This is a genomic window from Mycobacterium sp. SVM_VP21 (assembly GCA_024758765.1).
GTDB classification, from domain to species: domain Bacteria; phylum Actinomycetota; class Actinomycetes; order Mycobacteriales; family Mycobacteriaceae; genus Mycobacterium; species Mycobacterium heraklionense_C.
The window spans coordinates 3203504-3215318 of the sequence record CP101406.1 but is presented as its reverse complement, the minus strand read 5'-3'; the positions used below and the strand labels follow the sequence as shown (position 1 = coordinate 3215318).

The following is an 11815-nucleotide window of genomic DNA, read 5'->3' as shown; positions in this document are numbered from 1 at the left end:
GTGAGCGTGCGCAGCATCTGGAAATGGATCGGCCTGGCGGGTGTGGTCGGGGTTGCCGCCGGGGGAGTGCTGGTGGCGCGGGACCAGCGGCGGCGACGGGCCTACACGCCCGACGAAATCCGCGCCCGGCTGCATGAGCGGCTGGCCGAGGCCGGCGGCGAAGACTAACGGAGCCTAGGCCCGCCAGTCAGTCGGTGACGTCGACGGCATAGAGGCGGTGCGTGCCGGCGAAGCCCTTCAGCTCGGCGTCGCGGCCGGCGCCGACGGTGATGTCGTCGCATTCCTTGACGGCGTCGCGCACCGGTCCGCTGATCAGGATCTGGCCGCCCTCGGCGGCCGCGGCCACCCGCGCGGCCATCGCGACGTTGCGGCCGAACAGGTCATCACCGCGGCGCACCGAGCGTCCCATGTGCACCCCGATCCGGACCCGAATCGGATGCTGCGGTTTGCGCCCGCGCCGCGAAGCCAGCGCGTGCTGGATGTCGATGGCGCAGCGCACCGCCTGCTCGGGCTGGGCGAACGCGATCATGAAGCCGTCGCCCTGGCTCTTGACCACATGCCCGGAGTGCTGGGCGACCAGACGTTGCACCATCTCGTCATGGCGGGCGATCAGCTTCACCCAGGCGCGATCACCGATCCGCTCGTTGAGCGCGGTGGACCCCTCGATGTCGGTGAACAGCACCACCACATGCCCGTTCGGGGTCAGGCGGGCCAGATCGGGGCGTTCCACCTCCGCCCAGTCGGCGAGGTCTTCGATCGAACTGCGCACGGCCGCACCAAACCCCTGCTTGCGCACCAGGTTCGCGGTCTGCCACACGGTCTTGACGGCCTCACGTCCGCCGGCCAGCAATAGGTTGCGGGTGTCGACTCGACCGCGCAGCGCCTCGTTCTCGGCTTGGACCGTCCGCAACTGTCGGGTCAACACCGCCAGGGCGACGGCCTCGGTGACCGCCACCGCCGCCAGCACACCGACCGCCACCAGCGTCGGCGTCAGCCATCCGATCCCGAACATTCAGCCCGACACGAACTCGACGACGGCGGCGCTGAAGGCGTCGTTGTCGTCGCCGGCTGCGGTGTGCCCGGCGTCGGACAACTCGACGAGGCGCGCACCGGGGACCTTGGACAGGAAGTCCGCGACACCTTCGGCGCTGACCACGTCGGACAGCTTGCCGCGGATCAGCAGGATCGGGATCTGCAGCCCCATGGCGGCGGCCTCGATCTTCTCGGTGCGCAGCGCCGGATCGTCGCTGGGTTTGGTCATCAGCGCCGGATCCCAGTGCCAGTACCAGCGGCCGTCGCGGAACCGCAGATTCTTTTTCAGCCCCTCGGGACTGCGGGGCTTGGCTCGGTGCGGCAGGTACGCGGCCACCGCGTCGGCGGCCTGCGCCAGGGAGTCGAAACCGTCGATGTGGCCGAACATGAAGTCGCGGATCCGGGCGCTGCCATCCTTCTCGTAGCGCGGCACCACATCGACCAACACCAGCTTGGTGACCCGCTGCGGCCCGGCCTCATCGGCCACCAGAATGCCGGTCAGTCCACCCATACTGGCCCCGATCAGTGCCACCGGCCGGCCGATCGCCTCGATCAGGGCGACGGCGTCGGCGGTGAGCGTCTCGATGGCGTAGTCGGCGTTCGGTGCGCGGTCGCTGTCGCCGTGGCCGCGGGTGTCGAGCGCGACGACGTGATAGCCGCGGTCGGCCAGAATCTGGCCCGTCTTGTGCCAGGAGTGCCGATTCTGTCCGCCGCCGTGCAGCATCACGATCGTCGGATGCTCGTTGGCATCGGTGGCGCCCCGGTTCCACTCGTCGGCGACCAGCGTTACTCCGCCGACGCCGTCGTACTCGACGGTCTGGGCTGTGCGCATCTCAAGATGGTAGATAGTTGAACGACAGGGCGGACAGAAACGCCTGCCCGGCCCGTTCTGGGGGTATGTGATGAGTGAACCGCGGTGGATCGACGTGTCTACGCCCGGGGTCGCGCTCAAGGCGTTGAGTTGGGGGACACCGGGTGACCCGGTGGCGTTGTGCCTGCACGGGTTTCCTGACACCGCCTACGGCTGGCGCCGGCTGGCGCCGCGCCTGGTCGCGGCCGGCTGGCATGTGGTGGCGCCGTTCATGCGGGGCTACGCGCCGTCGTCGATCCCCACCGACGGCAGCTACCACATCGGCGCGCTGATGGACGACGCGCTGCGGGTGTATGCCGCCGTCGGCGGGACCGGGCGCGACGTGGTGATCGGTCATGACTGGGGGGCGATGGCCGCCACCGGGCTGGCCGCGATGCCGGACAGTCCGTTCGCCAAGGCGGTGATCATGTCGGTGCCTCCGCCGGCGTCGCTGCGCGCGGTTCGCGGGACAGACCGGCTCGCTCTGGCCAGCTACCTGCCGGCACAACTGCTGCGCAGCTGGTACATCAGCTACTTCCAACTGCCCTGGCTGCCGGACCGATCCGCCGCATGGGTGCTGCCGCTGTTGTGGCGGCGGTGGTCGCCCGGGTACGCCGCCGAGGAAGATCTGCGGCACGTCGACGCGGCCATCGGAACGCCGGAGGGCTGGCGAGCCGCACTCGGGCCCTACCGGGCGCTGCGCAGTCTGCGGGCTCCCGATCGCTACGCCGAGCTGCACCGGCACTGGCTGCAACTCCCACGGTTGCAGACCCTGTACCTGCACGGGCGCATCGATGGCTGCATGTCGCCGGGGTTCACGCGGTGGGTGCAGCCGGCGTTGCCCGCGGGCAGTGCGGTGGCCATCGTCGAGAATGCCGGTCACTTCCTGCAACTTGAGCGGCCCGACGAGATCGCCGATCGGGTGCTGCAATTCTTGGCCTGACACCTGGACGCCCCATGACGGCGATCGACGCGCAGTTCTACTGGATGTCCGCGAAGATCCCCAGCGACCAGTTCCTGCTGTACGCCTTCGCGGGGGTACCGGCCGACCTCGACGACGCGATCGCCGCGATGCTCGACCGAGCCCGAACGATCCCGGACCTGACCATCCGGGTCGCCGACGCCGGTGCGCTGCGCTACCCGCGGTGGGTGTCGCTTACCGAGCCCATCGAGGACGTAGCTGCGATCCGGGCACCCGAGGACAACTGGGCCGGTTGCCTGGATGCCGTCGCGCGCCTGACCGACGACCAGCTCGATGTCCGGGCGGCGCCCTGGCGGTTGCACGTGTTCGCGCCGGTCCACGACATTCCCGGGCGCCGCGGCGCGGGCACGGTGGCGGTGCTGCAGGTGGCGCATGCCCTTGCCGATGGCGGGCGGGCTTCAGCGTTGGCCGCCTGGCTGTTCGGTCGGGCCGCACCGGTTCCCGCGGTGCGCACACCGGGCCGTGGCTTCCTGCCTTGGCACGCAGTTGTCGCGGCACGTACCCACCGCAGCCGCGTCGATGACACTGCGGCGGGACTCTTGCCGCCCCCCGTAGGTGACCGCCCGCCGCTGGCCACCAACAACCGGCCGGGCGGCCGTCGGACAGTGCGAACCCTGGTGCGGCAGCGACAAGAACTGCGCGGGCCGACGGTCACCGTGGCGGTGCTGTCAGCGGTGTCCGCGGCGCTGTCGGGGTATCTCGACGAACCCTGCGAGGATCTGGGCGCCGAAGTGCCGATGGCCAAAGCCGGTGAACGCCACGCCCACAACCACTTCGGCAATATTCCGGTCGGGCTTTACCCGATCCTGGGCCACGATGCCCGCTGCGAACGGATCGCCGCCGACATCGCCGGAGGCCGGCGTCGCGGCGCCCACCCGGCTGCGGCCGCGGCCGATCGGGCCTTCGCCGCGACGCCCGCGGCGCTGCTGCGCTGGGGCATCGACAATTTCGACCCCGACGCCCGGCCGGAGCGGGTCACCGGCAACACCGTGGTCTCCAGCGTGCACCGCGGCGCCAAAGACCTGCGTTTCGGTGCGGCGCCGGTCTTGCTGACCGCAGGGTTCCCGTCGTTGTCCCCGGCGATGGGGCTGACTCACGGGGTGCACGGCATCGGTGACACCGTGGTGATCAGCGTGCATGCCGCCGAGTCGGCGGTCAGCGATATCGAGGTATATCTGCGATTGCTGGACGCTGCGTTGTAGTTTGAGCAGATGGTCACTGCTGCTGATGTCGCATTGCTGCTCCTGCGTCTGGTTCTCGGTCTGACCATGGCGGCGCACGGGTTCAACAAGTTCTTCGGCGGAGGCCGAATCCCCGGCACCGCGGGCTGGTTCGAAAGCATCGGGATGAAGCACGGCAAGTTCCAGGCGGTGACGGCGGCAACCGCGGAGATCGCCGCCGGGCTCGGGCTCGCGGTGGGGCTACTGACCCCGATCGCCGCCGCCGGATTCGTGGCCCTGATGGCGGTGGCGGTGTGGACCGTGCACCGCGCGAACGGCTTCTTCGTGCTGACCAACGGCTGGGAGTACAACCTGGTGCTGGCCACCGGCGCCGTCGTGGTGGCGATGCTCGGGCCGGGCTACCTCAGCGCGGACCACCAGATGTTCTGCCATTGCTGGAAGAACGGCTGGCCGGGCCTGTGGATCTCGCTCGGCCTCGGGCTGGCGGGCGCCATCGGCCAGCTGGCCCTGTTCTACCGTCCGGCCGGAACCGACACGACCGGCGAGTAGGGCAGCCCGCTGCCGGCGTTCTCGTCGACGACGACCCGCCGGCCCAGAAACGGAAATGCCCGCTGCGGGCACGCCTCGCGCTCGCAGATCTTGCAACCCGCACCGATCGGTACCACGGTGGCGTCGTCATTGAGGGCGACGCCGGTGGAGTACACCAGCTTGTCGGCATGCGCTAGATCGCACCCCAGTCCGACGGCGAAAGTCTTGTGCTGCCCCAGATAGCCGCGCCCCTCGGGTGGCGTGGTGGTGGCGATCCAGAAGTACTTGCGGCCGTCGGGCATCTGCGCCACCTGGGTGACGATCCGGCCCGGTTGGCTGAACGCGTCGTGCACCACCCACAGCGGACAGCTGCCACCGACCCGGCTGAAGTGAAACGCGGTGGCGGACTGGCGCTTCGAGATGTTTCCCGCCTTGTCGGTACGCACGAAGATGAACGGCACCCCGCGCCGGCCGGGTTGTTGCAGGGTCGACAGGCGATGGCACACCGTCTCGAAACCGACCTCGAAGCGGCGCCCCAACAGGTCGATGTCATAGCGCAGGTCGGTGGCGGAACGCTGAAACTGCCGATACGGCAACAGGAACGCTCCGGCGAAGTAGTTGGCCAACCCGATCTTGGCGACATCGCGGGACTCTGGGCTCAACGATTGGTCTTGCGCGACAATGTCCGACATCAGCTCCTGTTGGGTGAGCAGCGCCAGTTGGGTGGCGATCTGGAAGGCCCGCTGACCCGCCAGCAGCCAATGCGCGATGCGCAGCACCCGAGTCGCCGGGTCGAAGACCCGCTTCGTTCCCGTCGGCAGGTCGTCGACGATCGCCACGGTGATGTCGAATCGCTCGGCCATCAGCGTCGACAGCTGAATATCCAAGCCGCCGAAGCGCATCCCGGTCTCGACGAATAGCTTCTCGGCGGCATTGTCGAGCTCACCGATGTAGTTGTTGCGGTCGTAGAAGAAGTCGCGGACCTCCTCGAACGGCATGGGCCGAGCCACCGACTGCGCCGAGTCGCCGGAGATCTGTGACCGATAGGACTCCAATTCCTCGGTCGCACCGCGCAGCTGGCGATGCATGGTCAGCAGGCTGTTGCCGATATCGGGCATCCGCGCGACGAGTTCCTCGATCTGACTGTCGCTGGCGGCGTGTTCGCCGGCGGTTGCGGTGAACATGTCGCGCAGGTCGGCCACCAGCCGGGCATCGGCGTCCCCGGAGAAGTACTGCGCGGGCAGGCTGAACCGGTCGGTCAGCGCCAGCAACACCGGCACGGTGATCGGCCGCTGGTCATTCTCGAGCTGGTTGACGTAGCTGGTCGACAGGTTCAGCGCGCGTGCCAGTGCCACCTGGGTCAGTCCGCGCTCCTCGCGCAGGCGTCGCAGCCGGGCCCCGGCGAAGGTCCGGGTAGTGGTGGGTGCCATGTGTTGCAGCGTAACCTGCGGATGCATTCGCAAGGTTCGCAATTCCGGCCAACTTAGGACGCATTAATACGCATTTCCCATGCATATCGGTGTTTACCTGTCGTGCGTAGGGTGTGGAACATGCAGCTACATGACGTGAAGACCCGCCGCAGTGCCGATGACTTCCCCCGCTCCGAGCACCTCGCCTGGAAGATCGCACAGGTGGCCGCCGACCCGGTGGCCGTTCCCGACGACACCGCGGCAATGGTGATCAACCGGATCATCGACAACGCGTCGGTCAGTGCGGCATCGGTACTGCGTCGGCCGGTGACGGTGGCCCGCAGGCAGGCTCAGGCGCACCCATCGAAGCCAGGCGCTGCCGTCTTCGGCATCGAGGGCAGCTACTCCGCTGAGTGGGCCGCCTGGGCCAACGGCACTGCGGTGCGCGAACTGGACTTCCACGACACCTTCCTGGCTGCGGAGTACTCGCACCCCGGCGACAACATCCCGCCGCTGGTGGCGGTCGCCCAGCAGCTCGGCCTCTCCGGCGCCGACCTGATCCGCGGCCTGGCCACCGCCTACGAGATCCAGGTCGACCTGGTCAAGGGCATCTGCCTGCACGAGCACAAGATCGACCACGTCGCGCACCTCGGCCCGTCGGTGGCAGCCGGAATCGGCACCATGCTGCGGCTGGACCCCGAGATCATCTACCAGGCGGTCGGCCAGGCGCTGCACCTGACCACCGCCACCCGTCAGTCCCGCAAGGGCCTGATCTCCAGCTGGAAGGCCTACGCGCCGGCTTGGGCCGGCAAGGTCGGCATCGAGGCCGTGGACCGGGCGATGCGCGGTGAGGGCGCACCGGCCCCGATCTGGGAGGGCGAGGACGGCGTCATCGCCTGGATGCTGTCGGGCAAAGACCACACCTACCAGGTGCCGCTGCCCGGACCCGGCGAGGCCAAGCGCGCCATCCTGGACACCTACACCAAGGAATACTCCGCGGAATACCAGAGCCAGGCGCTGATCGACCTGGCCAAGCGGCTGCGGGAGCGGGTCGGCGACCTGAGCCAGGTGGCCACGATCAAGCTGCACACCAGCCACCACACCCACTACGTGATCGGCACCGGCTCCGGCGACCCGCAGAAGTTCGACCCCGACGCCTCGCGGGAGACCCTGGACCACTCGGTGATGTACATCTTCGCCGTCGCCCTGGAGGACGGCAGCTGGCACCACGTGCGGTCGTACTCCCCGGAGCGTGCGCACCGTCCCGAGACCATCGCGTTGTGGCGCAAGATCTCCACGGTCGAGGACCCGGAGTGGACCCGGCGCTACCACTCGACCGACCCGAATGAGAAGGCCTTCGGGGCGCGCGCCGAGATCACCATGGCCAGTGGGGAAGTCATCTCCGACGAGCTGGCGATCGCCGACGCCCATCCGCTGGGTGCCCGGCCGTTCGAACGCAAGCAGTACATCGCCAAGTTCACCGAGCTCGCCGAGGGCGTGGTGACCACGGCCGAGCAGGAACGGTTCCTCGCCGCCGCAGAAGGTCTAGCGGGGCTTTCCGGTGCTCAGCTCGGCGAACTCAACATTGTCGTCGAGCCCAAGGTGCTGGGCCAGGCGCCGGCGACGCCCGACGGGATCTTCCGGTGAGTGGGCTGCTCGGGTCAGCCGCGGTCCCGGCAGACAAGCGGGCGGACTTTCGGGCCGGGCTGCAATCCGGTCGGCTGCAACGGCTCCCGGGGGCGTTCTCGCCCCTGGTCGCCAAGCTGGTTGCCGAGATCGGCTTCGAGGGCGTCTACGTCTCCGGTGCGGTGCTCTCGGCCGATCTGGGGCTGCCAGACATCGGGCTGACCACGCTGACCGAGGTGGCCGGGCGCGGCGCGCAGATCGCCGCCGCCACCGACCTACCGACCTTCATCGACGCCGACACCGGCTTCGGCGAGCCGATGAGTGCCGCCCGCACCATCACGGCGCTTGAAGACGCCGGGCTGGCCGGCTGTCACCTTGAGGACCAGGTCAACCCCAAGCGGTGCGGGCACCTCGATGGCAAGGCCGTGGTACCGGCGAGCGAGATGGTCAAGCGGCTGCGAGCCGCGGTCGCCGCACGCCGGGATCCGAACTTCATCATCTGCGCTCGCACCGATGCCGCCGGTATCGAAGGGCTTTCGTCCGCGATCGACCGGGCCAAGGCCTACGCCGACGCCGGGGCGGACCTGATCTTCACCGAAGCCCTACGCGGGCCGGATGACTTCGAACAGTTCCGCGCCGCAGTCGATGTCCCGCTGCTGGCCAACATGACCGAGTTCGGCAAATCGGAGCTGCTCACCGCCGCTCAACTGACCGACCTCGGCTACAACGCCGTGATCTATCCCGTCACCACACTGCGGCTGGCGATGTTCGCCGTCGAAGTCGGGCTGCGGGAGATCGACACGGCCGGAACACAATCCGGGTTTCTGGATCAGATGCAGCACCGCAGTCGGCTCTACGAGTTGCTGCGTTACGCCGAGTACAACCAGTTTGACGACGACATCTTCAACTTCACCATTCAAGGAGGCAGACGGTGACCACTGCGGAAATTCGTAAGGGACTCGCGGGCGTCGTCGTCGACACCACCTCGATCTCCAAGGTGGTTCCGGAGACCAACTCGCTGACCTACCGCGGCTATCCCGTGCAGGATCTGGCCGCGCACTGCAGCTTCGAGCAGGTCGCCTACCTGCTTTGGCACGGTGAGCTGCCGACCGACGCCGAGCTGGCGCTGTTCTGCCAGCGTGAGCGGGCGGCGCGGCGGGCCGACCGGTCGCTGCTGTCGCTGGTGGAAAAGCTCCCGGAGAACTGCCACCCGATGGACGTGGTACGCACCGCGATCAGCTACCTGGGCGCCGAGGACGCCGAAGAGGACGACCCCTCCGAGTCGGCAAACTTCGCCAAGGCGCTGCGGATGTTCGCGGTGCTGCCGACGATCGTGGCCGCGGACATGCGCCGCCGGCGCGGTCTGGACCCGATCGCGCCGCACAGCCATCTGGGCTACTCCGAGAACTTCCTGCGGATGTGCTTCGGTGAGGTGCCCGAGCCGGTGATCGTGCAGGCATTCGAGCAGTCCATGACGCTGTACGCCGAGCACAGCTTCAACGCGTCCACCTTCGCCGCCCGGGTGGTCACCTCCACCCAGTCCGACATCTACAGCGCGGTCACCGCGGCCATCGGCGCGCTCAAGGGCTCGCTGCACGGTGGAGCCAACGAGGCGGTCATGCACGACATGATCGAGATCGGTGAGCCGGCCAACGCCGCGGAGTGGCTGCACGGCAAGCTGTCCCGCAAGGACAAGGTGATGGGCTTCGGCCACCGGGTGTACAAGCACGGCGACTCCCGGGTGCCGACCATGAAGGCCGCGTTGGAACGGGTCGCGGCTGCCCGCGGCGGCCAGCGCTGGTTGGACATCTACCAGATCCTGGAGGCCGAGATGTTCGCCGCCACCGGCATCAAGCCCAACCTGGACTTCCCGACCGGGCCGGCCTACTACCTGATGGGCTTCGACATCCCGATGTTCACCCCGCTGTTCGTGATGAGCCGCATCACCGGGTGGACCGCGCACATCATCGAGCAGACCGCGTCCAACGCGCTGATCCGTCCGCTGAGTGCCTATTCGGGAAGTCCGCAGCGCGTCCTCGGCGCGGTCTGAGGTTCGCCCCGGGGGCCCTGTACTGCTCGGCCAAATGTGAGTGTTCGTGATCGAATGTGCGTTTTGGCGAGTTAGTGAAGTTGGCTGAGTGGGCGCTCGCGAGCGGTGAGCACCCTCAGACTGCCTACCGGTGGTTGCGTGAGGGCCAGATGCCGGTGCCTGTTCGCCGGTCGGCGTCGGGGACGATCTGAGTCGATGCTCCGGTGGCCCAGCAGGTCGATCGTACAGTCCGATATACGCATATTTGCGCGGGTTTCGTCGCTTGATCAGCGACCAGATCTGGACCGAGAGGTCGCACGACTGGCTGACTAGGCCACCTCGAACGGGTATGTGGTTGGCGAAGTCGCTACCGAGGTCGGGTCAGGGCTGAACGGGAAGCGTTCGAAGCTGCGCAGCGTTCTGTCGGACCCGTCTGCTTCAGTGGTGGTCGTGGAACACGGCGACCGGTTGGTGCGCTTCGGGGTTGAGTACCTCGAAGCCCCGTTGTCCGCGCAACGCCGCAAGGGCATCGTCGCCGGCCCGGGCGAGAACACCGTCGAACTGGTGGACCGCATGATCGAGGTGCTCACCTCGATGTGCGCACGCCTGTACGGCCACCGTGGCGCACGGAACCGAGCGATGCGAGCGGTCACCGCCACCAAACATGTTGAGGCTGTCGCTGATGGCTAGGTTCGAGATTCCGCAGGGGCGGACGGCGCAGGCCTACCGGTTTGCGTTAGATCCCACGCCAACTCAGTTGCGGGCGTTGGCGTCTCATGCTGGTGCGGCGCGGTTTGCGCATAATCACATGTTGGCGTTGGTGAAGGCGGTGATGCACCAGCGGGCAGCCGAGCGCAGCTACGGCATGGCTGACTCTGAGTTGACCCCGGTGCTGGGGTGGTCGTTGCCGGCGCTGCGCAAGGTCTGGAATCAGCGCAAGGCGTTGTGTGCGCCGTGGTGGGGCGAGAACTCCAAGGAGGCCTACAACACTGGCCTGGATGGGTTGGCCCGTGGGTTGGACGCCTGGTCGTCGTCACGGCGTGGCCGGCGCGCCGGCCGGGCGGTCGGGTTTCCCCGGTTCAAATCGGCTCGGGCGCCGAGGTCGGTGCGCTTCACGACCGGAGTCATCCGGATTGAGGCGGACCGTCGCCATGTCACGTTGCCGCGACTGGGCGCGGTCCGGACGCATGAATCGACCCGTAAGCTGGCCCGCCGGATTGAGGCCGGGACGGCGCGGATCTTGTCCGCCACCGTGCGCCAAGACAGTGCCGGGCGCTGGTACTGCGCACTGCAAGCCATCGTCGAAGCCAAAGCGAGGCCTGCACACGCACGCCATTCGGCACATGCAGTGGTCGGTGTCGACGTTGGGGTGAAGGCCGACAGTCTGCTGGTAGTTGCGACACCCGAGGGCCTGGAAGTCGCGCGCATTGCTGCACCGAAGTCATTGAGCGCGGCGCAATCGCGGTTGCGCGCCCTGCAGCGTCGGGCCGCCCGCCAACGTGGCCCGTATGACGCGCAGACCCGGGCTCGCCAGCAGCCGTCGAAGCGGTGGCGGCGCACGCAGGCCCGCATCGGCCGCATACACGCCCATGCCGCGGCGGTGCGCCGCGACGTCCTGCACAAGGCAACCACCACCTTGGCGCAGCAGCACGATGTCGTGGTGGTGGAGACCCTCAACGCTGCGGGCATGCGAGCCGCGGGCGGGGCTCGCAAGCGCGGCCTCAATCGGGCCCTGGCTGATGCTGCCCTCGCTGAAATCCGGCGTATGCTGGTCTACAAAAGTCGTTGGTACGGCAGTCATCTGGTGGAAGCCGACCGGTTTTATCCGTCATCGAAGACGTGCACGGCTTGCGGGAGGCGAAAGTCAAACCTCACCCTGGCCGATCGAGTCTTTCAGTGTGACGAATGCGGTAAACAGATCGACCGTGATCTGGGTGCTGCGATCAACCTCGCCCGACTCGGCGTGCCCACACAGTTGGGTGAACAGAGTCCCGCCGGGAGTGGCCCGGTGGCAGGACGTGGAGCCACGTGTGAGACCGAACCCGCGCTCGCGGGCGACGCCGCAGGCCGCGAAGCGTCAACCCAGCACCACCGCCGAGTGGATCAGACTGGGACCGCCTCACCAAAAGGCGAGGCTGCCTAATGACGAAGCGAACTCACATTCGCTCACCAAAAGGC

At 67.9% G+C, this 11815-nt stretch carries 11 protein-coding genes and 1 pseudogene; 9 read left to right on the top strand and 3 right to left on the bottom strand.

Annotated features, from left to right (window positions below; translation table 11 throughout):
- The first annotated feature begins 6 nt into the window (after positions 1-6).
- Entirely contained in the window at positions 7-168 is a 162-nt protein-coding gene (locus NM962_14825) for a hypothetical protein (protein ID UVO11255.1), read from the top strand.
- A 19-nt stretch (positions 169-187) separates the two neighbouring features.
- On the opposite strand, the gene NM962_14820 is transcribed toward NM962_14825, so the two are convergent.
- Together NM962_14820 and NM962_14815 are read right to left on the bottom strand one after the other, a co-directional pair.
- Complete coding sequence (locus tag NM962_14820) at positions 188-1012, bottom strand: adenylate/guanylate cyclase domain-containing protein (protein UVO11254.1); 825 nt, start codon at positions 1010-1012, stop codon at positions 188-190.
- Positions 1013-1864: an alpha/beta hydrolase gene (locus NM962_14815; GenBank protein UVO11253.1), complete on the bottom strand. Its 852-nt coding sequence runs from the start codon at positions 1862-1864 to the stop codon at positions 1013-1015.
- Positions 1865-1934: 70 nt separating this feature from the next.
- Here NM962_14815 and NM962_14810 point away from each other — a divergent pair, with 70 nt between their 5' ends.
- The 3 genes from NM962_14810 to NM962_14800 are packed head-to-tail and all read left to right on the top strand — an operon-like array spanning position 1935 to position 4594.
- Positions 1935-2825 carry an alpha/beta fold hydrolase gene (locus NM962_14810; GenBank protein ID UVO11252.1) on the top strand — a complete coding sequence of 297 codons (891 nt, stop codon included), beginning with the start codon at positions 1935-1937 and terminating at the stop codon, positions 2823-2825.
- A 14-nt stretch (positions 2826-2839) separates the two neighbouring features.
- Positions 2840-4066 (top strand): DUF1298 domain-containing protein, encoded by a 1227-nt coding sequence (locus tag NM962_14805; protein UVO11251.1) that lies wholly within the window; start codon positions 2840-2842, stop codon positions 4064-4066.
- A gap of 9 nt (positions 4067-4075) precedes the next feature.
- A complete protein-coding gene (locus tag NM962_14800; protein UVO11250.1) occupies positions 4076-4594 on the top strand; it encodes a DoxX family protein in 519 nt (172 codons plus the stop codon).
- Here the strand turns inward: NM962_14800 and NM962_14795 are convergent.
- Positions 4558-6003, bottom strand: a complete 1446-nt coding sequence (locus NM962_14795) for a short-chain fatty acyl-CoA regulator family protein (GenBank protein UVO11249.1) — start codon at positions 6001-6003, stop codon at positions 4558-4560. The two genes, NM962_14800 and NM962_14795, sit on opposite strands and share 37 nt — an antisense overlap.
- Before the next feature lie 120 nt (positions 6004-6123).
- On the opposite strand from NM962_14795, the gene NM962_14790 reads away from it, so the two are divergent.
- The 5 genes and pseudogenes from NM962_14790 (at position 6124) to tnpB (ending at position 11780) form a co-directional block, all read left to right on the top strand.
- Positions 6124-7629, top strand: a complete 1506-nt coding sequence (locus NM962_14790) for an MmgE/PrpD family protein (GenBank protein ID UVO11248.1) — start codon at positions 6124-6126, stop codon at positions 7627-7629.
- The gene (gene prpB, locus NM962_14785; GenBank protein UVO11247.1) at positions 7626-8543 is read left to right on the top strand and encodes a methylisocitrate lyase; all 918 of its coding nucleotides are present in this window, start codon (positions 7626-7628) and stop codon (positions 8541-8543) included. Before NM962_14790 ends, prpB begins: the two co-directional genes overlap by 4 nt.
- The gene (locus NM962_14780) at positions 8540-9658 is read left to right on the top strand and encodes a bifunctional 2-methylcitrate synthase/citrate synthase (GenBank protein ID UVO11246.1); all 1119 of its coding nucleotides are present in this window, start codon (positions 8540-8542) and stop codon (positions 9656-9658) included. Before prpB ends, NM962_14780 begins: the two co-directional genes overlap by 4 nt.
- A 74-nt stretch (positions 9659-9732) precedes the next feature.
- Positions 9733-10327: pseudogene (locus NM962_14775) on the top strand (IS607 family transposase).
- Positions 10320-11780 carry an IS607 family element RNA-guided endonuclease TnpB gene (tnpB, locus tag NM962_14770; protein ID UVO11245.1) on the top strand — a complete coding sequence of 487 codons (1461 nt, stop codon included), beginning with the start codon at positions 10320-10322 and terminating at the stop codon, positions 11778-11780. The pseudogene NM962_14775 and the gene tnpB overlap by 8 nt, the downstream one beginning before the upstream one ends.
- Positions 11781-11815 lie beyond the last annotated feature (35 nt).